We start from the raw sequence: 26,148 nt of genomic DNA on the forward strand, positions 1-26,148 counted from the left end.
CCGATGCTGGAAAAAATGGGCATTGCCGCGAAGCAAGCCTCGTATAAATTAGCGCAACTCTCCAGCCGCGAAAAAAATCGCGTGCTGGAAAAAATCGCCGATGAACTGGAAGCACAAAGCGAAAGCATCCTCAATGCTAACGCCCAGGATGTTGCTGACGCGCGTGCCAATGGCCTTAGCGAAGCGATGCTTGACCGCCTGGCACTGACGCCCGCACGGCTGAAAAGCATTGCCGATGATGTGCGCCAGGTGTGTAACCTCGCCGATCCAGTGGGGCAGGTGATTGATGGTGGCGTGCTGGACAGTGGCCTGCGCCTGGAACGCCGTCGCGTGCCGCTGGGGGTGATTGGCGTGATTTATGAAGCGCGCCCGAACGTGACGGTTGATGTTGCTTCGCTGTGCCTGAAAACCGGTAATGCAGTGATTCTGCGTGGCGGTAAAGAAACCTGCCGCACTAATGCTGCAACGGTAGCGGTGATTCAGGATGCTCTGAATTCCTGCGGATTACCGGCGGGTGCCGTGCAGGCGATTGATAATCCTGACCGTGCACTGGTCAGTGAAATGCTGCGTATGGATAAATACATCGACATGCTGATCCCACGCGGTGGGGCTGGGTTGCATAAACTGTGCCGCGAGCAGTCGACGATTCCGGTAATCACAGGTGGTATAGGCGTATGCCATATTTACGTTGATGAAAGTGCAGTGATCGCTGAAGCATTGAAAGTGATTGTCAACGCGAAAACTCAGCGCCCGAGCACGTGTAATACGGTAGAAACGTTGCTGGTAAATAAAAACATCGCAGATAGCTTCCTGCCCGCATTAAGCAAGCAAATGGCGGAAAGCGGCGTGACATTACACGCTGACGCAACTGCGCTGGCGCAGTTGCAGGCAGGCCCCGCGAAGGTGGTGGCTGTTAAAGCCGAAGAGTATGACGATGAGTTCCTGTCATTAGACTTGAACGTCAAAATCGTCAGCGATCTTGACGATGCCATCGCCCATATTCGTGAACACGGTACGCAACACTCCGATGCGATCCTGACCCGCGATATGCGTAATGCCCAGCGTTTTGTCAACGAAGTGGATTCCTCCGCTGTTTACGTTAACGCCTCTACGCGGTTTACCGACGGCGGCCAGTTTGGTCTGGGTGCGGAAGTTGCGGTAAGCACACAAAAACTCCACGCGCGCGGCCCAATGGGGCTGGAAGCTCTGACCACCTACAAGTGGATCGGCATTGGTGATTACACCATTCGTGCATAAATAAAACCGGGTGATGCAAAAGTAGCCATTTGATTCACAAGGCCATTGACGCATCGCCCGGTTAGTTTTAACCTTGTCCACCGTGATTCACGCTCGTGAACATGTCCTTTCAGGGCCGATATAGCTCAGTTGGTAGAGCAGCGCATTCGTAATGCGAAGGTCGTAGGTTCGACTCCTATTATCGGCACCATCAAGAAAATCAATAACTTAGCTTAACTTCTCTAAGAAATTGTATCTTCTGTTATCACTTACAAACGCCTATACGTTGTTATGGGCTTTGGTAGTGTAACACGTATGGGCGAGTAGTTCCCAGGCTCAACCTCGTAACAAGTTCCTTTGAAGCTGGAAGACGTGCCACCGTCTCTAAACCTTCTACCAAAACTCTTAGCAAGATGTTCCACACCTGGCGCGGTGTCCAATGATGCTACACGTCGTGAGACGTTGCAGAGGATAAACAGGCTAAATGATGGGAAGAGTTTTAAGTGCAATAGTGGATTAAAGCCCACCTCTTCAAAACCTAACTTGATCGGGAAAGAATCAAGCTCTAGCACGGTTTCGTCCACCGGAGTACAACGGGTGCCTGATAAGAGAAGAACTGCTAAGACTTCATAGCTTTTGTGAAAAAGCCCTTTTTAGTGGATACGCCTACGGCGCTTATTTTTTGGTATAACCATCAAAGGCGCTTTATGGCTCCTATTGTCTTGAAAATGTATCTTTACTTGTATTGTGTTTTATGCGTAGTCTCCCTGTGTAGTATGTAACTTGTTAATTTTCATATGAATACAGAGGCACACGATGAAAAACATTGCAGCTATCAAACGTAATAACCGCAAGATTCACGCTCGTAAGTTCCTGTCTACGCCAGAGGGAAAAGCCTGGCTAGAGCGTAAACAGAGAGAGAACGAAGAAAGAAAACTCCTTAGTGAGTTGAAATGGCTTAGAGAGGATTTCTGAAAATCTCCAGAGCGCAACAGGACGCATTCTAACGCTGTTTTCATTGCTTGGTATAGGGGTGTATAGGTGATGTGTGTTTAATGCGTCTGTGAGCTTGTTTTGTGCCTTATTTTGCATTTTCATAATGCAGGAGAGAACACGGAAAGCCTTAAAATTAATTATTGGGGTATTTAAGGCTATTTTTAGGGTATTTAAGGGTATTAAACTTGATTTAATTGGTTAAAATATAAACAGATAGTTCTGTATCTTATTGATTTATAAGGTTATTTTTAAATAAAGGTAAATAAAAATAAATAGCCATAAATAGCTATAAATACATCTAAATACCTATAAATCCCTTTGAATACATATGAAGCCCCTCCCTTATGGCTAGATTGCGAGAGGTGCTTAACGCGATTTTCAGCGCCCCCCGATCTGGAAAATCCAGAATCCCCAAATATCAGCAAGGAATTTTCTTGCGTAATCAACATCGTTTTTACCTATTAAATCATTACACAGAAAGCCTTTCTGTAATGTCTCTCACTAAACTTTCACTAAACACGAGAATGATCGGTTTTATGTCGGATCAGATGCTAGAAACAGCACCACGTCTCACAAGGGCTGTAAGCGATGAAACCAGTGTTTATGCGGGTGCAGGTCAAAATATAGGCCAAAATCCATTTAACATAATAAACGTAATATGCACTAAGGAACACATAGAACGCCTTGAATTGATGTATCAGGGGAAAAGTGATGGATTTTTTACGTAGGAGCACGAGAGGGCTTCTGTTGACTTTTATATGTTATGAAATATAATTAAAGGTTTTTTTTGTTTTTATCGTGTGATGTAGTGGATTACACAGGGGAATAGATTAAATGGTGTTCTGTTTATACAGGTTTATTTGTTAGATCAACAATTTGGCATTTCTAAACAGATGTTTGAACGTTGCCAAATGTATTGACAACACAAGAAAAGGGCTTGCTATGCCACGCATTACACGGAATAAGGCTGTAAAAACAAAATAAATTTTAAAATTTGCACAAACGAGAAAACTCGTTCAGAAACAAGCAGAACAATTTTTAGCCAACAATTTCTGATGGTGCTCTGTAAGCCGCATTACACAAGGCTTTGCGAAAGTGATGTAAAAGTGAAGAAAGTAAGAATTGCACTTTAAGCTACTTTTTCATTGAATTTTTTAGTATGGAATTACACAGGAATAAGTTAGGGATATTCTATGATTTACACAGGGAATATAGGGGGATTATGGCACACACATTGAAAGGCATTACACAGAGTGAGTGCTATGTGATGATTGGTAGTAACTGTAGTTCACTATGAGCTAGGGGGGTAGTTCACTATGAGCTAGGGGGTAGGTCATAGTGAGCTAGGGGGTAGGTCACTGTGAACTACAATAAGACTATTAATAAAACTATATTAGATTATTAATTAGATCATAATAATAATATTCTTTATATCTATATATATATATATGATCTTTTGCCTTCCGGCGTTAGCTTCACTCTCTGGCAAGCAGCCTTACTCCGCTACCTTTGGGCTTCGTGGCTGGCCCGTTCCGCTCACACCGAAAGCAAAGCGTTACTTTCTTCGTGTAACTTCGTTGGCGGTAACGCCCACGAAGAAATACTATTGCGCTGTGCGCAGTAAGAGTAATCACCTAACCAATCATACTGATTGCTTATGTGTTAACTCTATCTCTCTACTCTTAATTACCCTCCTACATTTAATAACTCTGTTATTCTCTGTAGTTGTGTAATTACTCGAAGAGAGAGCGGCTAAAGCTCAATTACACTCTGCTTTCCTCGTGTAATTTCACTAAGCCTCAATACAATTCCACTTTCTACATTCTGTAGTCGTGTAATTGTTTTCGGTGGAAAAGCCAGAGGCGACACCGAAAGAGAATTCTGATCTTATTAATCTTATCTATCTTAGTTATCTTACTTACTTTATCCACTTTATTATTAATAATAGCTTTATAAGCTCTGTGTAGCTCTCTGACGCAAGAAACAGCATTCAGGAAGGGAATCACCTTAGAAAAGTGTTCTTTGCGTCATAATGTGTTTTATGAAGGATTCAGAGGTGTTTCATAACAGGAGTGTATAGAGGATACTTTAGGTAATTAAAAATAAGGGGTCTAAATGCTTCTCTAACAGCATTAAGCAGGGTAGGGAATGGAAACGCATTGCCTACATATATAATCTCACTACAGGGCTTTACAGAGCGTTTTATAAAGTGACTCTCTATCTTATATCTACCATTACCTTTTTATATACCTAACAAATACAAAATAAGCCCCTTAAATAAGCCTCTGGCGAGCTAAACAACCTCTACATAAGAGAATGTATTGCTTTTATCAAAACTTCGTTAGAACGCGTTTTAGAGCGTTTTAGACAATAATGAAGAATAGCACTACACAGGAGAGCACGAATTGCTAAGAAAAAATGTAAGTGCATGAAAAAGATCAGATTTTTTATGAAAAGGGTATTGACAAATGTTTCTTTATATGTAATAATAGGTATTAGAGGGACAGAAAAACATTCTTCTCTAAATAATCAAAATCAATGCACTTTGAAGCCGTCAGGCTTGCAAGGTGTTTTTCTTTTAACTGAATAAGGAGTTTTTTATGAAATGGTTTACCCCGGAGCACGTCATCTCGGCATTTAAAAAAGGTGAGCTTACACGCCATCAAGTAGTAATGAATCGTAATATGGCAAGGAGTCGAGGTTATCCAGAGCGAGCAGCTTGCTTCAATGAAGCACTCAAGATTATTGATGAACTAAGAAAAAATGAAAAAGAATCTGAAACAGAGTAAAGAATAGAAGGAGAAAACTATGAGCGAAACCAAGAAACCAATTCCGCGCACTTACCTACACGTTGACCCTGAAATCTTCAAGGTTTTATTTGCTGAAGCCAAGAAAAGGCAAATTATGGTCAGTGATTTGATGTTAGAAATCATTACTGAAGCAGCAGAGAACATCAAACAAAAAAAGGGTAAGTGATCCTCATTCACTTTAGTAGCGCATTAAGCGTGATTTATAAGGAGATTTTTAATGATTAATCAACTAACTTTTACAAAACACTATGACACGTTTGATAATGTATCAAAGATTTATTCTGATAAATTCCCTCAAGGAAAAGATTTAGAACTATTACATATTGTGCTTTATTTTCGATTCCTTAGTTATCAGGAAAACAACCTTAATTGTTATGAAAGTCACGAAACATTAGCTAAGATTTTTAAGTCTTCAGCGTCAACAATTAAACGTAAGATAAACGATCTTAAAGAGATGGGATTATTAGAAACATCCCCACATCCTGATCCGTATATTTCATCTTTGATTTACAATGCTCTCCCTCTCACAGATGCACATATTACTCCCCCAGGAGAATCATCACTCTCTGATCTTTCTGAGGCAGAAGAAGCACAGGAACAACCTAAAGGCCATAAACAGCCTTCTTTTGATGTTCTTGATGATTGGGATGCGCCTTTGCCGTGGGAGACGGAAGAAACACCTGTTTCATCAAGTGAAAAGGTAGCTAATGATAATGAGGAGGATGTGTTAGAGAATTTTGCCTCTCTTATCTGCCAGCAGAAACACACCAGAACAGGAGGGGCATCATTTATAGAATTTGCAAATTCACTAGCTTATAGACACGGGCTAAAACGACCAAATGGTATTGAGGCATATTTTTCTAAGAATTACCCAAATGTGTATGATGACTTTGATATTCCATTTTAATAAGGAGGGTTATGATTCAATATTTAGTAAAAAATCAAGTAGACAGAATTCAGTGTAATGACACAGGAAAACGCATCTACGAAACACTTGCTTACCTCTATAAAGGAAAGCCAACACCGCTAAAATATAGCGATGTGTTACACCGAGCAGGGTGCTCTGAAGATGGTTTAAAATTCTGGCTGAAACAGCTATCAAATTTCGGTGTTATAGAGATTAAAGAATTATCTTTCTCTACATTCAATCTCAAAAGACTGGATAAAGAAATAGTATTCATCTATTCCACTCTCTAAAATCTCTCTATGTAATTAAAATATAAAAGGAAAACATTATTATGATAGTAGCTATGTATTGGTTATTGTTCTTTCTCACGTTAGAAACATATTTCGGGGTGTTTTCCTTTAAAAGAAAAGGAAAAGTAAATAATGGCAAAAAGAAAAAACAACGTTGTTAAGAAAATCGGTGATTCAGCTTCTCTTCTAAGTAAACCTAAATCTATTCTAAGACGTAAAGACTTTAAAGAGCTAGTTACGCTCTCCAAGCAAAATAGCGCCCCTGGCGAATGGAAAACAGAGATCATAGAACATTCTCCCTCTGTGCCTTGTGGAGATGAATTTAACGCCTTACAAGAAATCTTATCTTCAACACCTGGCGTATTCTGGAAACCTAGAAAAAGAAAAGAGTATATTGTTGATAGCTCTGATTTACGCAAATACCAGATTTTAGGATTTGAAGACTATAACCACTACGTTGGTTATCTCGCCACCAATGGCCTAAATAATTTAGTTCCTGAATTCCATTTAGATAATGATGATCACTATGGAGACTTTTAATATGAACAAAAACACGTATGACACAATTTATTCACTAATTAATTATTATGAGGATGATTACCTCCTGCCTTTAAACCGTGCTGAACTTGAAGCACACAAAAACTCCACGCCAGCGGCACTAAATGAGGCGTTTAAACACTGGGATTTAGCTGTGAATGCCTTTGAGATGCTCTGTAAGCGTGTAGAGATGCTCTGTAAGCGTGAAAACGCATACCTGACAGCCGATCAGATATGGGAGCTATCAAACTGGATAGAAGATATTGAATCTGATGTTCGCTATGTGGGAGATGGCCTTATCGAACTCGCTCAACGCTTAGCCGTTATCACAGAAGAATAAAAAAAGCAACAAAAAAGTTGTAAAATATCTTGACATTTCATCTATTGTATGTTAATATAATTATATAGGGTGATTATTTTTCCTTTATTGGTTCGATATTAAAAATTCTTCTTGTCGTTAAAGGGGAGTAAAATCTCCGCTCCCCGCTTCTCCTCCTCCTTAAGTGTCATTATTACCTCTTTTTTCCTTTGTTATGCATACATCTTGGAGTATGCATAACATAGGGTAATTACATAGGTACAAGTTAATAAAAGGCGGCTCTAAATGCTGCCTTTTATTTTGCCCGTTATACAACTTAAAAGTTGTATTTCTTACTTTAAACAAGGTAACAAGGTTTATATAAATGTTGTTCTTAAATGATAAAGAGCAAATCATCAAGTATCGCGATGATTTGCTAAAGATCAATCCACAAATTACCGAAATGGTAGCTAAATACGCTGGGTGTTCTGTCGAGGAAGTAGAAAGATGTGTTGAAAAATATTTTTCTCCTTCTTCTCCGTCTACACCTTCCCTTAATGAATTAATCAAATTAAAAGCTAAGGTGATTACTAAATGATTATTGATTTAGACACTCTGTTTCCAGTTCGAAAGACTTTCACAGATATTGTAAGTTATTGTACTGATCCGTTTGCCTCTGTAGAAAACAAGGTTTTTGCTTCTCTTCCTGCTGATGTTGAATGCGGAGACTTGATCACCAGCACGGGCGCTAAATATGTATCAGGAGATGATATCTATGTTGTTATGAGTGAATTTTTAACGGCTGGAGCAAACAAGCCTGTAGATGTTTTACGTAGCAATGCTGGGCTTGTATGCATTAAAGCTGATGCGCTGAATGCTGTAAGTGAAGCAGCAAAAACAGCATTAATTAAAAAAGGCTTCCAGCTTGAAGGGTTCCATTCTGTTTTCACTTCTTAATAAAAGGAATAATAATAAATGATTCTAGGTAATGATTACGTTGATTTAGCTCCGCTTTTCCAGGCTCATAACACTAGAAACTATCTGCTTTCTACTCTTGATTTTACGGATTCTGTAGGGGTTACATCTCATAAAGTAGCTGTTTCCCAGCTTGTCGAAAGCAACGAATCTCTGTTCAACAAAGAAACCTCTCGTTTCTCTTCTGAACACAACGTTACTAAGCGAGAACAAGGTAAAGAATGGCTGATTGAAATCCCTTACTTCCTGCGTGAAGATGTGATCCGTCCTTCTGATGTTCAAGGCAAACGTAAACCTGGCACTGATTTTCAGGAAACACTCACTGATATTTATGCTGACTATGTTGCTAAACACCACGTAGCGTATCAGCGCACTAAAGAAAGCGTATTGGCTGCATCTCTGTTTAGCGGTAAAACTTACACGCCTAAAACTGATGATGTGTTAATTGAGTGGGGCAAGCTGTTTAACGTATCAGCTATGAAAGCCACTGTGAACGCTTCCAGCACTGACACCACGAAGATTTTTAAAGAATTTGATCAGATTGCTACTGACATTATCGAGAAAGCACAAAGCCAGGCGGCTGCTGTAGAGCGTATTGTTGTTTTCTGTAAGCCGGAAGCCTTCTCTGCAATTCGATTCTCTGCTGGTATGGCAAACGCATTCCAGTATGTAAGCCCACTGGAAGAGGGAAATGTTGTGTACCAGCGTCGTGACCTGCTACCAGGAGTGACAGCGTTCACTATTCCAGGAACTAACATTGATGTTATTAAACTGGTAGATCCGCTACACCTTGCACATATGACCGCTGACGCTGTAGCCGTGCCTAAATTCGCTAAAGGCTCTAACGTCTACCAGAGCATCTACGGGGCTGCTTCCAGCACCTTTGAACTGATTAATACCGCTCCTGCTGAGGTTTATAGCTACAGCTATGAATCTTCTCGTGGTGATGCTGTTAACGTTGTTACAGAGAATAGCCAGATGGTTGTAAACCACGGTGTAGGCTTCTCCGTTCAAATCACTGTTAAATAATATTTAACGTGTAATAGAGGCGTGGCGTGTATTCACGCTTCGCCTTTTTTTATTTATTTTTTAAATTTTGAGAGGTGATTAAAATATGGAAGTGATTCTGAAATCAAAAAATGGTGTACACGTACATTTAGATGCTAATGATTCTAGAGGATTGTTAAATCTGAAATATCTATGTTCTCTCCTAGATGTTCCATATGAAGGAGTAAAAGCCCGTATGTTCAGACTAAACGAGAGTATTGATCAAGCTCTACACCATTTCTTAAGCAAAGAAGGTGATAAAAATGATTAATAAGGGGATTTTAAATGTTAGAAATTAACACTTCTAAAATTAAGAACACAGTTACATTTAGTGTAGATAAAGACAGCTTGAAAAAAGCGAAAGACTCTATTACAGGCTTAAAGGAATTCGCAGAAAACATCAAGCCAGCTAAATTAAGGTTTGATAATGTCACTAAAGGCTATAAGAAAGCACAAAGTGAAGTAGATAAGATTACTAAAAAGCAAGCCCAGGCTGATAAAGCTAATGCTAAAGCACAATTAGCCGCTCAACGTGTAGTTGCAAGAGAACAAAAAGCCCTGGCAGCACGTAAGGAGAAAGCTGAATTAAAGCTCCTTGATGTATCAAGCTCTATCAGTGCAATGCACCGTCTCTCTGTAGCGGAACAATACAAAGCTATTGCACAGGCTAGAGAGATAGCAAAACAATATGAGCAAGGGGCTATCTCGCTTGCACGTATGAATAGCCAAATGAAACGCCTACAACAACAACAACGTAAGATTAATGGCAACAGAAAAGCTCAATTTGCCCCCGTTAAGGGAGGATCAGGGAATTCCGCCACTATGGGCGCTCTGTTATTTGGAGGCGCTACGGCTGCTGCTGGCGTGATGGCTGTTAGTAAAACCTCTGAATTTATGGCTAATAGCTTTGCGAATGCTGAAGCCCAAGGGGAGCTAATTCAACGTGCCAAGCTGGGCGGTGTAGACGTTAACCAGATGTATAATATTACAGAATGGGCGTATAAAAACGGCGTTGACTCTATGATGGGTGATCAAGGGGCTAGGAAATACCTGGATCAGATGAAAGATGTGCGTGAACGTGCCGCAAAATCTTATAGTGAAGCTGAATTGGTGAAAGACAAGAAAACCGGAAAATCTGAATGGAAAGGCGGTGATAACGCTATTAATGAACTTCTAAACATCGGAGTTATTAACAAAAGCGACCTTAAAAAATTTGCTGATAATCCGGCTGGATTAATTTCTAAGGCTGTTAATGGAATGATGAAAAAAGGGTTTTCAGACTCCCAAATTGGACAACGTTTAGAAGACCTGGGCGATGATTTGATGCTTACGTCAAAATATTGGCAACGTTCCGTTAAAGATGTACAAGAAAGTATTAATCAGCAAAAAGCCTCTGGAAAATGGCTAACAGAAACACAGCAAGAATCTATTGTTAAATTCAGGGAGTTAAACAGACAGCTTTCACAGCTTTCTGATGCAAGACAAGTAGCATTTGTAGACGGCTTTATGAAATCTCTCGATCCAAAAGTAACGGAAGAGTTTATGAAAAACCTTTCTAATCTCACTCCGTATTTTACGAAGCTGGGAGAAGCTACAGGAAGTCTCTTTGAAGCTATTATGAAGATTGTAAACTGGTTTAATCGTAATGATGATAAGACAGATGCTATTCAGAAAAATATGGGAGATGCACCGCCATTAAGCAATGATGGGATGAAACAGAATCTTTCTAATCTCGTTCCTGACCAATATAAAGGCGCTGGCACTGCAACAACTACACCTGATAATAGTCATTCTCTCTTTAACACGATTAAGGGATTGCTTTTCGATGATAATTCTTCTGTGTCAGATGTAAAAATGTCAGTCAATGAAGCACCGATAACCAATCTCAAACAGGGTGCTTTAAATAATCTTGCAATGACAACTCCGGCTTATAATTTATCTCCTGTGTTTAATCTGAATCCGACCTTTGAAGTGGTAACAGAGGTTCCTCTTACTATTAATTCTGACACATCAAGATTAAGCGATTATGTGGATTTTACAGCAAGAGCAAGTCGGGATAGCTTCTTGAAATCATTAACATTAACCAGCTTATCAGGACAATCCAACGGCGGGTAATTCCCGCCATAACATTACAAGGAAATTATTATTATGGCGACCGCCGGGATTTTAACCATACGTGCAGCAAATACTCCAGAACAACACGTTCAGGCTGTTTACAAAGCAGAACAAGATATAAACTCTACAAAAAACGAAAATAGCAAAGCTAATACAACAAAAGGAGAAAATGGATTTGCTATTGTTACCAGTGGGCTGGCATCTTCTGGCAATGACGTTTATGAAAATTATATGGCACTGGCCTTTGACAGTGTTGACGATGTGAACGTGAGACGTTCGGCAGATGTTACAAGCTACCCCGTAGAAAATGGTGCTACTGTGTCTGATCACGTTCAAATTAAAAACAATAAATTTTCTCTTAAAGGAAGGATCACTGAAACACCGATTAAAAGCGATCCTGGCTTGTTAAAGAGTGCAGGGGTGAACGGGAACAGAAGATCATTAGCTATCGACTACCTGAATCAGATTATGGACAGTAGACAGCCTTTTCTTCTTGTTACAGAAAATAAAACTTTTGAGAACGTTGTTTTAACAGGCATCGAATACACAGAAGAGGCAAGCGAATCCCTGGTATTTGATCTTAGCTTTGAGCAAATAAGATTAGTTTCTTATGGCACTGTAAACACTGTAGCTATCAAAACACAGCCATCTAAGAACATCGGGGCTAATATGAAAAAACGTGTTAACACTGAAAAATCAAGTAGTGAAGGTGAAGACACTATTACTCCTGCCTTTAAACAGGAATAGCCGTAAACGCCTCTAAAACGCTCTGTAACGATGTAATTATAAAAGAGGCTACCAATCTATGTTGAAGCCTCCTTATTGCGTCTATGGCGTTGTTTTACGCCTTAAATTTGATTTTTTATTGATTGATAAGCCTTTCTCTATTTCAGGGTAGCGTAGAAGCTCAATATAGTTTTTAAGCTCTACTGGAGAAGCTGCATTCTTGCTATATGTGCGGAATGTCTCTGTATTGCCGCGTGTATGGCCCAGGAGAAGGGCGATCCTGTCTTCTGGAATTTGATTTCGATCAAGAAGCTGTGCTACTCCGTGTCTCAGAGAATGAAACACCTTCCTTTCTGTTCCCTTTTCCCCTAAAGCCTTTCGTTTAGCTCTTGTAAATCTCTGCGTGTGCCACGTGGAACGCTTGCCGTCTGCACGTTCTGTAATGCTGGCGTGATAGAACAAAAAGCCATTATGAGGCTTTTCACGCAGCGACAACACCAACGGAGTGATAAGGCTATGCACAGGCACAACACGCGCCGCAGCTTTCGTTTTTCCCTGTGTGATTTCAAAACACAGCACACCTTCGATCTCTTTCACATCGTCTATTGTGAGACTTGCTATCTCATTGATCCGCATACCTGTATATAAACCGATAAGACACAAAGCTATCATTTCTTTGTTTTCTGCTGAATTACCGGAAAATACTTGCAACACCTGCAATAGCTCTTTGTTAGAAAATGCCTCATAGCTCTCTCTACTTTGTGCCACATCAAGCCTATGCCCTCGCCAGGGGGAGAGCGCCCTTTCTGGCGCATCGTGGTAACGTGATGAAGCTAACTCCCATAGCTGGGCCATTGGGCTGATATAATTTGCAATTGATTGTTGTGAAAGGGTTTTTTGCATGTGTTCAATCCAGCCTGTAACAGTGGTGCGGCTTACATCTTGCAATGCAATATCAGGCTTTTTACGGTAGGAGAGAAACATCTCTACCGCTTTTCTTGCCTTAGCTAAAGTGGCTGGCTTCTTCTTCGTGCTGTTAATTGTCAGGTAGATTTCAAGAATTTTAAGCAATGACGGACACGAAGACGCTGTATCTTGCATTCTGGTAGCTGTTTTGGCGTATTTAGCCTTACTGCGTAACAGTTCCAGCGTGTTCTCTATTGTGCTGTTTACAGGGGCGACACTCTCCCGTAGACAATGGTATTCATCTGCAATCTGATCACGCTTTCTACGTGCAACACGAAGACTACTTGTGTGTAGACTTCTGACAAACGTCCTTTTTCCTTCAAAAAAGGGCTGCATATACACAGGCAGCGTGATCCTTAAATAGTAGTTACCGTAAGAATCACAGATTATGTATTGATTAGGCTTGTATCTCATAAACTCCCCGGCTAAAGTGTCGGAGCGTTTGTAATGTGAAAATTGATTGTGACGCATAGAAAATGATGATTTTTCTATAAGATTCAATCAATTAGTAATGGTCGTAGGTGATGGCATTAACACGAGATTAATCGAGTGTTTTACTCCTATTATCGGCACCATTAAAATCAATAAGTTTCCTCGTTTTTAAGTCAACCACATTCTCCTCATGTGCCTTTGATTTTGCTCGCGTGCGCGGTGAAATGCCTGACTGAAAGGTGAGCATATCGACGAACCATTTCGAGAGTTTCCCATCCGCTCATTTTTAAGTGCAAGCAGGAAAACACCGGACTAAACCAATCAGCTGTTCGAAAATGGCAAGCGGATTAATATGCCATGGCGGGGCAGCTTTGAGCCGCACGCATGGGGTGTGGCAAGCCTGATGGATTTTGCTGTGCCTGTAGTGGCGTGTTTGCTGGTTTGGCTGTTGGTTAAACGCGAAAGTCATAATGCCAGGGGAATACCGCAGGGTGTTCAGGTTTTGCATAAAAAAGCCCACCATTAAGGTGGGCAAAAGGAATGATTTATATTCTCTGAGAGTAACATTACATTTCTCCTTGTCACTTCTAACATAAAAATATGGAGAAATAATGGAGCTTATATTAATTGGCGATTAGGTAACCATGTGGTTATACAAAACAATACAGTTCTTTACATTTATCTTGTTTTATGAATACTCCTGAAGAGGTGTACAACATAATGAAACAAACAGGGTAAATATGAATATATTTGAACAAACTCCACCGAACCGCAGACGTTATGGTCTTGCTGCATTCATTGGGCTAATTGCTGGCGTTGTTTCCGCATTTGTGAAGTGGGGGGCTGAAGTTCCATTGCCGCCACGTAGCCCGGTGGATATGTTTAATGCAGCGTGTGGCCCGGAATCATTAATCAGGGCTGCTGGGCAAATTGATTGCTCCCGTAATTTTCTCAATCCTCCGTATATTTTTCTTCGGGATTGGCTGGGGCTGACAGATCCCAATGCGGCTGTTTATACCTTTGCCGGGCATGTCTTTAACTGGGTTGGTGTTACGCACATTATCTTTTCGATAGTGTTTGCTGTCGGTTATTGTGTGGTCGCTGAAGTATTTCCAAAAATTAAACTCTGGCAGGGCTTACTGGCAGGTGCTTTAGCACAACTTTTTGTTCATATGATTTCATTCCCTCTCATGGGACTTACGCCACCTCTCTTTGATCTTCCGTGGTATGAGAATATCTCTGAAATTTTTGGACATTTAGTCTGGTTCTGGTCTATTGAAATTATTCGCAGAGATTTACGAAACAGAATTACTCATGAGCCAGACCCTGAGATCCCTTTAGGCTCAAACAGATAATGCATTGAATGATAAAAATGGCGCAAATACAGCGCCATTTTTATAGGTTAAAAACATTGTTTTTAACTTTCTGATGCAGATAGCCAGTGAGTACATCGCGCTACTTCAGGATGCTGTAGATCCGGAGAACACTATAGAGGAAGAGGCATTGTTGCTGGCAGATGGAAGAAGTTTCGGGTTTTGTTATCCCTGAAAAACGAAGCCCCGCGATTATAGCTGGCGGGGCAGTGCAATTAATTATTGCATATTTATAACGGTGTCAGCCCGTATTTAGCTCTTGCACGATTGCAAGCCTCATTGACGACTCCGTTCTCACCAGACATGGCGAATTCTCTGCACGTGGACGATCGATTTTTATATATCGTGCAGCAGGCATTTTTGCCCGGTGTTCCTGCAAGGGCAATACATCGGGGGGTTTTCTGATTGGTACCGCTCATGCATCGGTGAAAAGGGGATATTTGTTCAGTGAGCCTGGCGGGAATGGTACCGCCAGCATCGTCGGCTTCGGCCCAGTAAAAAGAGACGCGGAAAAATGCACAACAGGCACCACACGTCATGCATGGATTCAGATTGCTCATAATTCACCAGTACAGCTATAAATCGTAAAGAGAACAGCGGTACATCGTATGTAAGAACGTACCGCGGTTGGCTGGGGAACTTTCGATAGTGTGAGTATTGAATGATTTCCAGCCGTTACCGATTTTACGTACTAATTCGTGAAGAAACCACTCGTTAGCAGGCTGCCTGGCACCTTTCCGTGTCTCCTGAACACTATGGTGTACATATGAGAAAGCCCATCATTACAGGTGACATTGACGATCGCTTCCACATCATTTAAACGATTATTTGAGTCTCTGAGGTGGAATTCTTCCCTCGTCCGATGGATAAGTCTTAGTCCGCCGAAGGGGGCTTAGCAGGACAGGAATCGCTAATCTTAATGAATTTGTCGTTATAGACCAGATAATGATTCCCCGGCTGACGTAACGCAGGCTGATGAACCACGTCCCCTGGACGTAGGTACCAGGCGTCGCCTTCCTCTTCGGTCGAATCACATCCTGGTTTAATCAGTAGCTTAAACCACGTGTTGCCGGTGTTACTTACCGTTCCTGTCACCTGGTCGAAGGACCATTTAAACTGAACCTGACGAGGTCGTACTACCAGAATGGTATCCATCACCACCACCGGCTCCGTGCTGACCTCGCCGCCGGTTGGGCTGCGTCTTGTCTGGTTGCGAGTGGGGACCTCGCGAAATGAGACCCGGTAGTAGCGCTCGCGGTTATCCTGTGGACCATGATAGTAAAATTTAAAATACTCACTCTCACCAGCCTGCAACGCCAGCTGGCGGGGAGCGAAAAGCAGTTCACCATCCACCGGTCGAGTGCGCAATTCACTGCTGCCTGGGCTATCGATGGCACTGATGGCAATACGGTATATCCGTGCGCTTTTGTTGTTATTCACTACACGTTTGCTGACAAAGTCAGTCTCGGACGGCAGCGAAAATGTCAGATTGCCGACCGAAATCGCCTGTGTCAAAGGTGCCGCCAGCATACAGACCACTGTCAGCAGCGCCTTAGTTAATGTTACGCCACGTCGCCTGAACATGAATCTCTCCTGAAGCGCTGACTTCGCCAAACCAGCCGTTATCATCTACCGTACGCAGCGAAATGGCGTTATCCATTGGAATTGAAAATTTGACAGTGGTCTTATCCATCTGCCCCACTTCGCCAGAGATATCAGTCCACGGTGTGGTTAGCCACAGCGCATCGGTCATATCCCGCCAGCTATCATCGCACCCGGCATCGTAGGTTTTTGTAGCTCCGTTGCGGGTAATAAAGGAAAGCATCGCCGGGAATGGTACTTTCGCCTTACCGTCATCGGAGCTGAAGACACAATAGGAGCGTCCGCCAATCACCTGCGCGGGTCCGGTCACCTTGATCAGCACTTCGTCGGCAGCTGTTTTACCGCTGGTGGTTACGATATAGCCGAAATCGAGTGCCGGTTCGCCGCTGCCGACATATCCCTCTCGCGACGGTGTCTGAGTATATTCATCGGAGATAATACTGATGCTGAAATCACGGGGTTTGATAATCAGCGTGTTGGAGGTAGAAAATTCATACCAGCCAGACTCCGGTGATGTGGTGTTCTGAAAGCGAAAGTTGAATAGATCTTTGGTGTTGATATCGCTGATCCCCAGGTTCACCATCTGCTTAAAGAAGTTGCTCGAGAAGAAAACATAGATCGAGTCTGCGCTCTTCATCTCGTTGAAGGTGTAGTAATAGGCGGTATTGCTCACCGGTTTCCATGAACTGCCATTCAGACTGAACTGCATATCGTACGCCCCGACGGCCGAGGCTAACGACGAGTTGGCGATCGCCGGGAATATATGGATTGAGGTGTTGCTGAGCCCGTTTGTTTGCAGGGTATAGTTAACCATCTTACAACTTAATCCTGAACGGCTGCCGATGGTTTGCGTCCGGCAGTCGGCGTTCCCTTCGCCCAGAGTCGGTACTCCGTCGCTGTTGATAAATACCTCCGCCAGCGAGTGGGTATTTATCAACCGCAAATTTGCTGCTTTCGTATGGGTGACGTTGCGAACATACCAGTTGCCGGAGGCCTGATCCTTACAGCGCGCGCCGCTGCTGGCGTCATAGTTCACTGAGGTTTGGCAGGCATTGATGGTCATCGTAAAGCTGCTGCCAACGGGCATTTGTTGCAGATACTGGTAAAACGCGTCTGACAACATGCCGTGCATCCACTTCGAGCCGCCGCTGGTCACCGTCGCGCCATAAAATCCACTGGCGTCGGTGGTTTGCGGCAGGATAAGACTGGTGGTCATATTACACCCTGCGTACCAGTTGATGCAGCGCAAGCCAGTTAAAGGAGATGAAACCGGCGAATTTTCCAGCCACATATCAAACTTCCAGTTGGTATAAAGGCCGGTGTTGTAACCGTTATCAATGTAGCCGAGGCTTTGTTGATAGATGGTTCCTGAGCCAGTGTATTTTAAACCGGTCCAGCGGTTGGCACCGGTCAGGCGCGGATCCAGCGCCCCGCCAGGCGTGACGAAAAAGTTGTCGTCTGAGTTGTTTTCGACAAACACAAACTCGCGTGCCGGTGCATCCGCCCAGGTTGTTTTGCTCACTGCCGCTCTGAGCGCGGTTGCTGGCCAGAATAGCGCAAAGATTATCATCGCTATCAGTAGGTTAACTCTCATTCTCTTCTCCTGTCTGCGTCACCGCCGCCCACGATGAGAGGCCGCTGCAGACCACATCACCGACCCAGACGGCACCGCGCGCCTGGTTGAGTTCCAGTGCCACTTCGCAGGTTTTATTGCCACTGTAGCGAAAATCGATAGTGGGGTATTTCTTATCCACGTCCATGACAAACTCGCCGTTTTCATCGGTTCGGGTTCGGCCGATATGGTTGTTAATCCGTGCGTTAGCCAGCAGTGTGCCGTCTTCTGCACGGATACGACCGGAGACGGTAACCATCTGCTTCACCTCTGGCTCAATGACGGCGACATTGCCTGGATAGAGGGTCAGATGGCTTTTGCGGCCGCTGACGATATCGTAGCTGTCGAGTGAGTTTTTGCTGTTCTGCAACTCCACCTCATATCTCCCATACGGAGAGAGCGGGAGGTAGTTGCGCTTGCCGTTAAGCGGGAAAATCCGTCCGTTGATTTTGGCGCTGAGCTGACCGTCGTCCTCCAGCCCGGTATTGAATATCACCCCGGCGTTGCCATCAGTCCGCCCGCTGGCAGCAATGTTTTTACCCTGCCAGCCAACGCTGCCATTGGCAGTTAAGTTGGTATTGACGTAGCCGTCCGCCGCGCTATTGACGTTCAGCGTTCCGCTGGCGTAACGAGCGTCGAACTGTGCATACGCCCCACCGCTGAGGGTTTTGTCATCACCGGTATCACCGGAGATGGCACGTGACAGATTGGCACCAACAGTGCGAATGGTTCCTTCATCAAACTGTTTGCGTGCTGACAGGTTTGTCATGGTGTAGCCGTTTTGATGGGTCATCCCTGCGCTAAACCAGTTGCCCAGAGGTAGCGAGAGATCGAGAGCGATATATTTCCCTGTATTGGCGCTGCTGTCGCCGTTGTTATAGCGCTGAATACCGGCTCGCAGGCCAAGCGAACCAAAGGTACCGCTGTAGACATTTTGATAGTAATCTGCCGTGTAATAATGGCTGTTGTAACGGCGGTCATCATTGTAGCTGATGCTGAAAGTGCCCAGCTTCGACCACAGTGAGTTCAGGTTGAGTGTGCCGCCGATTGCACGGTTGTCGGCATCGCTACGTCGCAATTGATTGCCAATGCGGGTTTTTTCCTGATTAACCCATAGCGAACTAAAGCCTCCCGGTAGAGTGGCGCTGATGCTGCCGATGCTGCTCCATGAGCTGTCACTGGCCAGCATATTTTGCAGGTTAACGTTGATCGCCCCCCCAAGCGGCAGCGTCAGACGGGTTTCACCCACGGCCTGATTATCGTATCCATATCCCGTTGCCGCCCAGCTAAGCGTACTCAGTGAGCCGGAGCTCGAGGCACCTGCTAGCCAGCTCTCTTTAGCTGGTCGCGTCTTTTTCCCGTTTTCCGACCAGCGATCCATATGAAAGCTACCGCCCCATATCTGCCACGCCAGTGGTGCACCGACGCCGCGCCCCCGGCTAAACAGCTTATTGACCCGTTGAGTGCGTTTGCTGATCACGCGACCGTTAACGATCACCTCAACTTCCACATCGTAAATACCGTACGGTAGACCCCGGGTATCCACTTCATGATTGCCCATGGTGAAGTTCTGAACGCTTAGTAGCCGCCCATCACGGGTGAGATGTACTTCGCCCGCCGCCGGTAAAAAGGCGATCACTGGCGTGGCCGACTGGCTGCTGTCGAAGATGGTGGAGCTGGCCTGGTTTCCCCAGGAAAGGCCGTAAATCTTCCCTGCTGAAATGGCGGTCATCGGCCCTAAGGACTGCAAGTTCCAGGTGTCGAGCATTCCACCGGCAAATCGGTGACCAGCAAAATCGCGTTCATACATCGCTTTATATAATTCACTGTCCTGTTGACCGCTACCGATCCCATACAGCGAGCCGTCGAGTACCACATGATGTTCGCGCAGTGCTGTCACGTTATTTAGCGACAGATAGCTGGATGTATTGTTCCCGCCGTTACGCAACTGGTTGTTATAGATGCCGAAGTTATAGCTCAGGTTACTGCTGAGGGTGTTAACACTGGATTGCCCGATGTCTTCGCTACGTGAGCGTAGTACGGTGCCCAGTGCTTCGCGCTTGACCACCAGCTGCAGCAGCAGTTGGCGCAAGCTGAGATCCAACTGCGCGTTGTCAGTCAGGGGGATGGTAAGGGCCTCATTGAACGGGGTGTTCGCCAGATCCATCAGCTGCTGTCGAGTTTGTTCGCTGACACTGGCGTTATCTTCACTCTCTTCCAGCTGTATTTTCCGGATGCGTAACTGTCCATCATCCAACCAGATAAAAGCGCTGCCGATTCGCTGATCGTCCTGGCGACCCTGGCTACCGGCAAGATGAATATAGAGCGGGACGCTCATGCCGTCCTGAAGCGCCTGACTGAAGGCCTGCGGAATAATCACCCCACCTATTTGCTGCGCACTTATGTCAGCAGCGCTGGCATCGGGCTGAACGAACAAAAAGACCATGCCGAAGGCAAACTGGGCTTTCAGTCCTGGGGAGAACCGTCGTAAAGGCATTGTCGTTATCCATCTGCACAGCTATCTATTTCACGGGAATGAACTTATCACCCTGCCAAAGTGCAACCCGTCCTTTGTTATCCGCCGTGTCCACGCGGGTAAAACGACGCGACTTGCCCGGCATCAGGTAGTAGTTCTCTTTACACTCCTTACCATTGGCGGCTTTCAGGCAGGGGCCGTAGGCGAGGATCCGCAGCGTCGCATTTCCTGTATTTGTCAGGGAGCCGTTGGCGTACTGAAAGCGGTAGTTCGCCTGGCGGGGGGCGACGACCAGAATGGTGCCGATGCGGGCGGAAGCAGTGGCTACAGCGCTGCGGTTGGCATTATCGCGCTGCGCATCACTGAGGGCCTGATCAAACCAGACAATGCGGTAGTAGCGCTCTTTTTCATCTGCTGGTCCCTTATAGAAGAAGCGGATCACTTCGCTGGCTTGGGCGGGTAGCAGCAAGCTGGCGGGAGTGAGTAGCAACTCATCCGGCTTGTCCATTGCGATAACCTGCCCGTCGTCAAGCGGTGAAGAGAGCCGTTCGAGACGGATATTGATGAGGCGACCACTGTCGGTACTGTTTTTGATTGTTTTGCTCAGCGTGCTGCTGTCACTGTTCATAAACGATGATATATCGCCGACATCCAGCGCCTGGGCCGGAGATATTCCGGCAAACAGCAGAGCGAGAGGCAGAAGGTGCTTTTTCATAACAATTCCGTCCAGGAATAAAGCAGGGGGGCTACCCCTGCTGGTACATCATAGAGATCAACTGGTCCAGGTAGCGTCGAACTGTACGCTAACGTCGCCGCTCCAGATGCCTTCCGGTAGAGTGCTGTAATCGGTTACTGCGGTGGTACCATTGGTGGTACCGCTGATGATGGAGAAGGTGAAACCATCCTGTGCGGTGGTACGATTGCTGGCATTGTAACCGTTAGCCAGCGGGCTAAGGTTGCCGCCCAGTACGCCGTTGGCGGTATCGATCATCACGGTATCGCCAGTTTTTTCGACTGCCGCGCCGTTATAATCCACGCCCACATTCAGTGTGGAACCTGAGGTATCCAACTGGGTTAAGGTGTTGGTGATAAGACGTGAGGTCAGTTTAAAGGCGGTAGCCGTTGAGTCACCCTCGATAGCCACGTCAAATAGACCTTTCTGTGAGTTAAAGCCTTTAATGCCTTCGGCATACTGGAACGCCAGGCTACCGAGTGGCGTCACCACCAGTTTACTGGTGGTGTCTTTTTTGGCTGTTGCCGACCAGGTCGCTACAGCCTGAGCTGTTACGTCAGCAGCCTGCGCCACACCCATGCCGGTAAACACCGTTACCAGAGCTATTGCCAGAACCTTTTTTTTCATTGCTTTTCTTCCCGAGTTAAATTGAGGACATGATGTCCCTGTGAGTCATTTTTTAAAACTAACTTGCCTGGAGTTTACGGAACCAACTTATATATTTTTGAGTACAGCTTGGCCTCAGCATTACGCCGATGGGTATACACTGTCTTCACACTACAATTTTCAATTCTGGCAATCGATTTAGGCAGCATTCCCTGGGCCGTCATGCGGATAATTTCCATTTCCCGGTCAGTGATTTTATCTTTCTTAATATCTTTTTTGAGAAACCTGCCATTAATCACATAGGCCAATTCGTTTCTAATATCACGACTCAGCCCAGCGTATACCACGCCCCTAATATTGCTGTTGTAATACCAATAATTTGCTAAGGCTTCTGACTTTCTGGCCGCAATCAATACGACCTGTTTCCCCTTTACCGCGGATAACCATTCGTTATCACGGTTTATAAACTCAGTTAAAGAATCCGTATTGAGATTGATAAACACGAAATCTTTTCTAATTTTCTCCAGCGATAGATAAATTAATCTGTCGATATCCACAATCAGTTCAGAGAGTCCTTTATAGAAGTAGGCGTCATGGGGAGACCAGATGTATTTATCAGAACGGTTTTGATATTCCATATGGTTTTTAACCTCATAGTCCCTGCTGTAATCATTTTGCCATGTCACTACTTTCCAAACCTGTAATTTTTACAAGTACATTCAGTGTTGTTAGTAAATCGGAAGTAAATAAGATACGTAGCACATATCAATATAGGTTAAACGAGATTAAGTTTTAATTATTTTCGATTGGGCTTAAATTTATGTTTTTTTCCTGATGAGTGTCAATATGTGAACAGAAAAGGAATTCCATGGTTAAGTCAATATTTACTAAAAATGAAAATATTGCTTTTTTGATAAGAAGAAAAAGACATTCAGTTTCATAAGGTTATTGGCAATATAACGTTCAATTCTTACTTGCATTTTATATTAGCCAGGAACTTTGCCCTGAGATGTTAGGAATAGTCTTAATGCGTTTTGTGCTCGACTAGTAAAAAAACAAGTTTTAATGATAATAAATAGAACATAAAACTATTATTGGCCATCATTAAAGAAGATTTGACAATCAACAAGGTGTTTTAATGGATTAACATGCCGCACAAAATGGTTATGGGTGTTCACTCCAATAAGTGGTGAAAAATTGAATAGGTGTGACTACGTCATCTGTTCGGTAAGCCCCCCAAGAGCCAAATTAAGTGAAGTTAAACGAAGGCTGCCAGCTGTCACAGGAACGATGGTCTCTTTGACAGGGCACTGCGTGCAGTCATCTGTGCGCGTTACTCTAACTGGCACTCGAACGTCGGCGATGGGGTTACCGGTGGATCAGGCTGTTCCTGTGGCGTAAACGTTTTATGTTAGTACCAACAGATTTACCACATTTATCATCTTAACAGTTTGAGTGTAAATGCAGGCTGCTCCGCAAAGGGAGGGGGCGGAGTGGCTTGTTCAGTCTAAAAGAGAGTTGATACCAGCATACAGGGGAGAAGTTGGTCAATAAATCAACATGAATATAATGGAATATTCGGAGAGAAACGTCAGGCAGTTGGCTTTAAATGAACTTAAAGAATATATTTCCAGGAAAATTAATGTTGGTGTAATCAATACACCAACATTAATCCGGTATGATTATTAATCAGACAAATATCGTTAATTCGTCGAATTTTGAATCAACGTTTTTTCTTACGACCCTGAACGGCCTTAAAACGTGGATTAGATTTACAAATCACATACAGCCGTCCTTTTCGCTTCACAATCTGACAGTCTGGATGGCGTTCTTTTGCGGTACGCAGAGAGTTAAGGACTTTCATCATGCCCCCTTTTTCGTGCTAACAAAACGACCAAAACGTTGGGTGAACCGTGCAACATTTCCTTCTGATGCCACTGTTCTCAGCTTCCCTGTATAGAACGGGTGCGATTTCGAAGAGACATCAATTGTTACGTACGGATACGTTACGCCATCCAGCTCAATCTCACGGTCTGTTTTGATAGTCGAGCCGATTTTAAAGTACTCATCAACACTGGTGTCATGGAACACCACAGTACGATACTCAGGATGGATATTGGGTTTCATCATTTTTACCTGTTATGTTATAACATAACCGTAAAAATACATGCTCATCCGAATCATTTCAACACCCAATCCCTGTGACCATTTGTGGTATGTGGAATTTCGGCAACGGGGAAGTCTGGCATTGTTAGCAGCCATTGGCGACGCTCCCATAAACGCCTGGATGAGTGATTGATGATGGTTTCGCTGAGAGTACGAATTTTTCGAGAATGGAGGCTATCTCCACTTTACTGGCCGATGATTTATCGCAGTTTGATTGATTACCTGACAGCGTGTATTCCTCTCCCACGGATATAATAATTACTTAAAAAAAGGGAGAGGATGCATATTTTAAATATCACTGAAGTGAACAGTTTATTGCCGTTATTAATAGAAATGGAGAAATAAATAGGCGTATTCTACAATTGCGACAAAAACAACGATATTAATCAGTTTATGACTGATTTGCTGTACTTTATTCTCTTTCATTGGTACTTCCTCGCTTTAAAAAAGAGTGCACTTCGTAAGTGCCCTTATATAAATAACGAGTTTGGTCAACCAATTTTTTGACATGTATCACAAATTTGAATAGATGTATTACATCGGCTATCTTTTATTGCCCCAACGACATTGATATATGTCGCCTGAAGTCAGTCCGGGAATGAGTCTGATCTCAAAACTGGCCCAGCCCTGGCGTTGATTGGCGCTGAGGAGCATACCTCATCTCATCATAATGTCGTATCTCCTGGGGTGTTATACAAGATATCGTTGTTGGTAACCTGGGAAAGGAATTGAGTTCTATTAAACCGTCAACTATGCCGGATACATACTGGATTACACAGCAGGCACGCCTTATGAGAGAACGTGCCGCAGTGACGGGTTAATTATCTGAAAGAATTTGCGAGGCTGTATCGGTTACTCATTGGTTTGATAGTTTTACTCTCGGGAGAGTAATAGATATTTAATCCATTAACGGAAACCAGCCAGTTCCTTTCGATGCCTGAATTTGATCCCATAGTTTATCCGGAATGGTTAATTCAGGAACGCGTTGTGGATTAAGGGCTGTTTGAATTTCATGACTTCTACCTGATTCAGCTAAAGTCACCCATTCTGGATTTATCACCAGCCCTTTACCGATCGCAACAAGTGGCAGGCCAGCGGAAATTGCTTCTTGAGCCTGAGACGGTGTGCGTATTTTACCTGCGGCGATTACCGGCACTCTGCCTGCAATATGATTTAAAATCAATTCAATAGTTCGGGGGCCATTTGGCGACTCAACAGGGTAGCTATCGTTAATACTGACCAGCGAGGTATGTATATACGAAATACCGGATGAAATGAGCCGATCAAGGAGTTTATAAGTATCCTCTATCCGCAGCCCCCCTGTTACAGATTCTTCAGGAGATATTCTGTAACCGATGGCAAAGGGCTTTGTCGCATATTCATAGACTACATTTTTTACTTCCTGTAATACGGCCAGCGGGAAGCGCATACGTCCTTCAAGATCTCCTCCCCATCGGTCATTACGCTGGTTAAATAGAGGGGAGAAGAAATTCTGCAGAAGGAATCCGTGCGCACCATGAAGTTCAACGCCATCAAAACCTGCTTTAATCGCCCTTTTTGTGACATCTCCGAATGCTCTAATGGTTTCCTGAATTTCGTTTTCAGTCATTTCCCTGCTTTGTACCACTCTCTTCATAAAGTCACCAGATTTTACGCTTGATGCGCTGGCACTAATAACATCGTAATTTGGCACAAGCTCCGGGATGGCTTTATTACCGGCGTGGAAAATCTGCAAAATAGCCGGAGCACCGCCACTTTTGGCTGCAGCAGCTAACTTTTCAAGGCTGTTAATGAAACGGTCGTCATACGCGGCAAATTCATGAGTAAACCCAATGCCGCTTGGCGTGACATAGGTGCATCCTGTTATTACTAAACCAACATTTTGTGAGCGACGTTTATAAAATTCGAGTTCTTGCTCAGAGATGGTTCCATCAGGATTAGCTGACCAGGTTGTCATAGGAGCCATAACGATACGATTACGTAGCTTTATTTTTTCTGTCAGCATAAAAGGAGAAAACAATGATGGGTGTTTATTTGTCATAACAATACCTCAAATGTTTATCTGATTTTGATGCGTATGTTTTAACTGGTTAGTTGTTGCCAGCTTTGGAACCAAGATTTCTGGCTTTATTTATAATTCCTTCAAAGGGTTTCTAATAATCTTAATGATTGAGTTACTGCTTTTTTGTTTCTTTAATGAAATTTCTTTTTGAGTAATTTCATTATTGTTGTGTAGTCAATAAAG

At 43.8% G+C, this 26,148-nt stretch carries 27 protein-coding genes, 1 tRNA gene and 2 pseudogenes; 17 read left to right on the forward strand and 13 right to left on the reverse strand.

The features are described 5' to 3' along the window. Positions 1-3: 3 nt before the first annotated feature. From proA to ATB02_RS00450, 15 genes are all read left to right on the forward strand, one after another. Positions 4-1,257, forward strand: coding sequence for a glutamate-5-semialdehyde dehydrogenase (proA, locus tag ATB02_RS00380; RefSeq protein ID WP_105270904.1), 1,254 nt, complete (start codon positions 4-6; stop codon positions 1,255-1,257). 114 nt (positions 1,258-1,371) lie between these two features. Further along, positions 1,372-1,447 (forward strand) — tRNA-Thr (locus ATB02_RS00385). A 605-nt stretch (positions 1,448-2,052) separates the two neighbouring features. Next, positions 2,053-2,211: a hypothetical protein gene (locus tag ATB02_RS26400; RefSeq protein ID WP_000788777.1), complete on the forward strand. Its 159-nt coding sequence runs from the start codon at positions 2,053-2,055 to the stop codon at positions 2,209-2,211. Between the two features lie 2,621 nt (positions 2,212-4,832). Then, positions 4,833-5,021, forward strand: coding sequence for a hypothetical protein (locus ATB02_RS00400; protein ID WP_000870967.1), 189 nt, complete (start codon positions 4,833-4,835; stop codon positions 5,019-5,021). A 19-nt stretch (positions 5,022-5,040) separates the two neighbouring features. Further along, positions 5,041-5,208, forward strand: coding sequence for a hypothetical protein (locus tag ATB02_RS26405; protein ID WP_000005056.1), 168 nt, complete (start codon positions 5,041-5,043; stop codon positions 5,206-5,208). A 51-nt stretch (positions 5,209-5,259) separates the two neighbouring features. Beyond that, positions 5,260-5,949, forward strand: coding sequence for a hypothetical protein (locus ATB02_RS00405; protein WP_000609986.1), 690 nt, complete (start codon positions 5,260-5,262; stop codon positions 5,947-5,949). Positions 5,950-5,960: 11 nt separating this feature from the next. Continuing rightward, positions 5,961-6,239, forward strand: coding sequence for a hypothetical protein (locus ATB02_RS00410; RefSeq protein ID WP_000617149.1), 279 nt, complete (start codon positions 5,961-5,963; stop codon positions 6,237-6,239). 132 nt (positions 6,240-6,371) lie between these two features. Beyond that, a complete protein-coding gene (locus ATB02_RS00415; RefSeq protein WP_001129157.1) occupies positions 6,372-6,779 on the forward strand; it encodes a hypothetical protein in 408 nt (135 codons plus the stop codon). 1 nt (position 6,780) lies between these two features. Beyond that, entirely contained in the window at positions 6,781-7,116 is a 336-nt protein-coding gene (locus ATB02_RS00420; protein WP_001039289.1) for a hypothetical protein, read from the forward strand. A 343-nt stretch (positions 7,117-7,459) separates the two neighbouring features. Further along, positions 7,460-7,672, forward strand: coding sequence for a hypothetical protein (locus ATB02_RS00425; RefSeq protein ID WP_105270905.1), 213 nt, complete (start codon positions 7,460-7,462; stop codon positions 7,670-7,672). Further along, positions 7,669-8,031, forward strand: coding sequence for a hypothetical protein (locus tag ATB02_RS00430; RefSeq protein ID WP_000582635.1), 363 nt, complete (start codon positions 7,669-7,671; stop codon positions 8,029-8,031). The genes ATB02_RS00425 and ATB02_RS00430 overlap by 4 nt, the downstream gene beginning before the upstream one ends. 18 nt (positions 8,032-8,049) lie before the next feature. Next, positions 8,050-9,078, forward strand: coding sequence for a major capsid protein (locus ATB02_RS00435; protein WP_000600406.1), 1,029 nt, complete (start codon positions 8,050-8,052; stop codon positions 9,076-9,078). An 85-nt stretch (positions 9,079-9,163) separates the two neighbouring features. Next, positions 9,164-9,367 carry a hypothetical protein gene (locus tag ATB02_RS00440; protein ID WP_000452039.1) on the forward strand — a complete coding sequence of 68 codons (204 nt, stop codon included), beginning with the start codon at positions 9,164-9,166 and terminating at the stop codon, positions 9,365-9,367. 14 nt (positions 9,368-9,381) lie between these two features. Continuing rightward, complete coding sequence (locus ATB02_RS00445) at positions 9,382-11,211, forward strand: hypothetical protein (RefSeq protein ID WP_033558870.1); 1,830 nt, start codon at positions 9,382-9,384, stop codon at positions 11,209-11,211. Between the two features lie 33 nt (positions 11,212-11,244). Continuing rightward, positions 11,245-11,958 carry a phage baseplate protein gene (locus ATB02_RS00450; protein ID WP_000179454.1) on the forward strand — a complete coding sequence of 238 codons (714 nt, stop codon included), beginning with the start codon at positions 11,245-11,247 and terminating at the stop codon, positions 11,956-11,958. A gap of 81 nt (positions 11,959-12,039) precedes the next feature. Here ATB02_RS00450 and ATB02_RS00455 read toward each other — a convergent pair whose 3' ends face one another. Together ATB02_RS00455 and ATB02_RS27030 are read right to left on the reverse strand one after the other, a co-directional pair. After that, positions 12,040-13,317, reverse strand: a complete 1,278-nt coding sequence (locus ATB02_RS00455; RefSeq protein ID WP_001269626.1) for a tyrosine-type recombinase/integrase — start codon at positions 13,315-13,317, stop codon at positions 12,040-12,042. 218 nt (positions 13,318-13,535) lie between these two features. Beyond that, positions 13,536-13,647 (reverse strand): annotated as a pseudogene (locus ATB02_RS27030) (integrase); the annotation flags it as partial. 428 nt (positions 13,648-14,075) lie between these two features. Here ATB02_RS27030 and ATB02_RS00460 point away from each other — a divergent pair. Further along, complete coding sequence (locus ATB02_RS00460) at positions 14,076-14,690, forward strand: YagU family protein (protein ID WP_087890992.1); 615 nt, start codon at positions 14,076-14,078, stop codon at positions 14,688-14,690. 248 nt (positions 14,691-14,938) lie between these two features. Here the strand turns inward: ATB02_RS00460 and ATB02_RS00470 are convergent, their stop codons facing one another. The 7 genes from ATB02_RS00470 to ecpR all read right to left on the reverse strand — a co-directional run bounded on the left by ATB02_RS00470 (position 14,939) and on the right by ecpR (position 22,375). Then, positions 14,939-15,268: a YkgJ family cysteine cluster protein gene (locus ATB02_RS00470; protein WP_001359037.1), complete on the reverse strand. Its 330-nt coding sequence runs from the start codon at positions 15,266-15,268 to the stop codon at positions 14,939-14,941. Positions 15,269-15,581: 313 nt separating this feature from the next. Beyond that, positions 15,582-16,292, reverse strand: a complete 711-nt coding sequence (gene ecpE, locus ATB02_RS00475) for a fimbrial chaperone EcpE (protein ID WP_032183326.1) — start codon at positions 16,290-16,292, stop codon at positions 15,582-15,584. Further along, complete coding sequence (ecpD, locus tag ATB02_RS00480) at positions 16,261-17,904, reverse strand: fimbrial adhesin EcpD (protein WP_105270906.1); 1,644 nt, start codon at positions 17,902-17,904, stop codon at positions 16,261-16,263. Before ecpD ends, ecpE begins: the two co-directional genes overlap by 32 nt. Continuing rightward, positions 17,894-20,419, reverse strand: coding sequence for a fimbrial usher EcpC (gene ecpC / locus ATB02_RS00485; RefSeq protein ID WP_105270907.1), 2,526 nt, complete (start codon positions 20,417-20,419; stop codon positions 17,894-17,896). Before ecpC ends, ecpD begins: the two co-directional genes overlap by 11 nt. Positions 20,420-20,444: 25 nt before the next feature. Then, positions 20,445-21,113: a fimbrial chaperone EcpB gene (ecpB, locus tag ATB02_RS00490; RefSeq protein ID WP_105270908.1), complete on the reverse strand. Its 669-nt coding sequence runs from the start codon at positions 21,111-21,113 to the stop codon at positions 20,445-20,447. A gap of 57 nt (positions 21,114-21,170) precedes the next feature. Next, on the reverse strand, positions 21,171-21,758 hold the full coding sequence (gene ecpA / locus ATB02_RS00495) for a common pilus major fimbrillin subunit EcpA (protein ID WP_000730972.1): 588 nt from the start codon (positions 21,756-21,758) through the stop codon (positions 21,171-21,173). Positions 21,759-21,832: 74 nt separating this feature from the next. Continuing rightward, the gene (ecpR, locus tag ATB02_RS00500) at positions 21,833-22,375 is read right to left on the reverse strand and encodes an ECP biosynthesis operon DNA-binding transcriptional regulator EcpR (RefSeq protein ID WP_024166199.1); all 543 of its coding nucleotides are present in this window, start codon (positions 22,373-22,375) and stop codon (positions 21,833-21,835) included. Between the two features lie 823 nt (positions 22,376-23,198). On the opposite strand from ecpR, the pseudogene ykgL reads away from it, so the two are divergent. After that, positions 23,199-23,426, forward strand: a pseudogene (gene ykgL, locus ATB02_RS00510) (protein YkgL). Between the two features lie 34 nt (positions 23,427-23,460). Here ykgL and ykgO read toward each other — a convergent pair. The 4 genes from ykgO to ATB02_RS00535 all read right to left on the reverse strand — a co-directional run bounded on the left by ykgO (position 23,461) and on the right by ATB02_RS00535 (position 25,944). Beyond that, complete coding sequence (ykgO, locus tag ATB02_RS00515) at positions 23,461-23,601, reverse strand: type B 50S ribosomal protein L36 (RefSeq protein WP_000866436.1); 141 nt, start codon at positions 23,599-23,601, stop codon at positions 23,461-23,463. Beyond that, entirely contained in the window at positions 23,601-23,864 is a 264-nt protein-coding gene (locus ATB02_RS00520) for a type B 50S ribosomal protein L31 (RefSeq protein WP_000803998.1), read from the reverse strand. The genes ykgO and ATB02_RS00520 overlap by 1 nt, the downstream gene beginning before the upstream one ends. Positions 23,865-24,227: 363 nt before the next feature. After that, positions 24,228-24,329, reverse strand: coding sequence for a small membrane protein YkgR (gene ykgR / locus ATB02_RS27035; protein ID WP_000662258.1), 102 nt, complete (start codon positions 24,327-24,329; stop codon positions 24,228-24,230). A gap of 472 nt (positions 24,330-24,801) precedes the next feature. Continuing rightward, positions 24,802-25,944 carry an NADH-dependent flavin oxidoreductase gene (locus tag ATB02_RS00535; RefSeq protein WP_000182343.1) on the reverse strand — a complete coding sequence of 381 codons (1,143 nt, stop codon included), beginning with the start codon at positions 25,942-25,944 and terminating at the stop codon, positions 24,802-24,804. Positions 25,945-26,148 lie beyond the last annotated feature (204 nt).

Source organism: Escherichia sp. MOD1-EC5189, from assembly GCF_002966045.1.
In the GTDB taxonomy this organism is placed as follows: Bacteria; Pseudomonadota; Gammaproteobacteria; order Enterobacterales; family Enterobacteriaceae; genus Escherichia; species Escherichia coli_F.

Bases quoted from the DNA above. Each gene is read 5' to 3' on its own strand.
- proA (WP_105270904.1), top strand. From the start codon at position 4: ATGCTGGAAAAAATGGGCATTGCCGCGAAGCAAGCCTCGTATAAATTA.
- ATB02_RS26400 (WP_000788777.1), top strand. From the start codon at position 2,053: ATGAAAAACATTGCAGCTATCAAACGTAATAACCGCAAGATTCACGCT.
- ATB02_RS00400 (WP_000870967.1), top strand. From the start codon at position 4,833: ATGAAATGGTTTACCCCGGAGCACGTCATCTCGGCATTTAAAAAAGGT.
- ATB02_RS26405 (WP_000005056.1), top strand. From the start codon at position 5,041: ATGAGCGAAACCAAGAAACCAATTCCGCGCACTTACCTACACGTTGAC.
- ATB02_RS00405 (WP_000609986.1), top strand. From the start codon at position 5,260: ATGATTAATCAACTAACTTTTACAAAACACTATGACACGTTTGATAAT.
- ATB02_RS00410 (WP_000617149.1), top strand. From the start codon at position 5,961: ATGATTCAATATTTAGTAAAAAATCAAGTAGACAGAATTCAGTGTAAT.
- ATB02_RS00415 (WP_001129157.1), top strand. From the start codon at position 6,372: ATGGCAAAAAGAAAAAACAACGTTGTTAAGAAAATCGGTGATTCAGCT.
- ATB02_RS00420 (WP_001039289.1), top strand. From the start codon at position 6,781: ATGAACAAAAACACGTATGACACAATTTATTCACTAATTAATTATTAT.
- ATB02_RS00425 (WP_105270905.1), top strand. From the start codon at position 7,460: ATGTTGTTCTTAAATGATAAAGAGCAAATCATCAAGTATCGCGATGAT.
- ATB02_RS00430 (WP_000582635.1), top strand. From the start codon at position 7,669: ATGATTATTGATTTAGACACTCTGTTTCCAGTTCGAAAGACTTTCACA.
- ATB02_RS00435 (WP_000600406.1), top strand. From the start codon at position 8,050: ATGATTCTAGGTAATGATTACGTTGATTTAGCTCCGCTTTTCCAGGCT.
- ATB02_RS00440 (WP_000452039.1), top strand. From the start codon at position 9,164: ATGGAAGTGATTCTGAAATCAAAAAATGGTGTACACGTACATTTAGAT.
- ATB02_RS00445 (WP_033558870.1), top strand. From the start codon at position 9,382: ATGTTAGAAATTAACACTTCTAAAATTAAGAACACAGTTACATTTAGT.
- ATB02_RS00450 (WP_000179454.1), top strand. From the start codon at position 11,245: ATGGCGACCGCCGGGATTTTAACCATACGTGCAGCAAATACTCCAGAA.
- ATB02_RS00455 (WP_001269626.1), bottom strand. From the start codon at position 13,317: ATGAGATACAAGCCTAATCAATACATAATCTGTGATTCTTACGGTAAC.
- ATB02_RS00460 (WP_087890992.1), top strand. From the start codon at position 14,076: ATGAATATATTTGAACAAACTCCACCGAACCGCAGACGTTATGGTCTT.
- ATB02_RS00470 (WP_001359037.1), bottom strand. From the start codon at position 15,268: ATGAGCAATCTGAATCCATGCATGACGTGTGGTGCCTGTTGTGCATTT.
- ecpE (WP_032183326.1), bottom strand. From the start codon at position 16,292: ATGTTCAGGCGACGTGGCGTAACATTAACTAAGGCGCTGCTGACAGTG.
- ecpD (WP_105270906.1), bottom strand. From the start codon at position 17,904: ATGAGAGTTAACCTACTGATAGCGATGATAATCTTTGCGCTATTCTGG.
- ecpC (WP_105270907.1), bottom strand. From the start codon at position 20,419: ATGCCTTTACGACGGTTCTCCCCAGGACTGAAAGCCCAGTTTGCCTTC.
- ecpB (WP_105270908.1), bottom strand. From the start codon at position 21,113: ATGAAAAAGCACCTTCTGCCTCTCGCTCTGCTGTTTGCCGGAATATCT.
- ecpA (WP_000730972.1), bottom strand. From the start codon at position 21,758: ATGAAAAAAAAGGTTCTGGCAATAGCTCTGGTAACGGTGTTTACCGGC.
- ecpR (WP_024166199.1), bottom strand. From the start codon at position 22,375: ATGGAATATCAAAACCGTTCTGATAAATACATCTGGTCTCCCCATGAC.
- ykgO (WP_000866436.1), bottom strand. From the start codon at position 23,601: ATGAAAGTCCTTAACTCTCTGCGTACCGCAAAAGAACGCCATCCAGAC.
- ATB02_RS00520 (WP_000803998.1), bottom strand. From the start codon at position 23,864: ATGAAACCCAATATCCATCCTGAGTATCGTACTGTGGTGTTCCATGAC.
- ykgR (WP_000662258.1), bottom strand. From the start codon at position 24,329: ATGAAAGAGAATAAAGTACAGCAAATCAGTCATAAACTGATTAATATC.
- ATB02_RS00535 (WP_000182343.1), bottom strand. From the start codon at position 25,944: ATGACAAATAAACACCCATCATTGTTTTCTCCTTTTATGCTGACAGAA.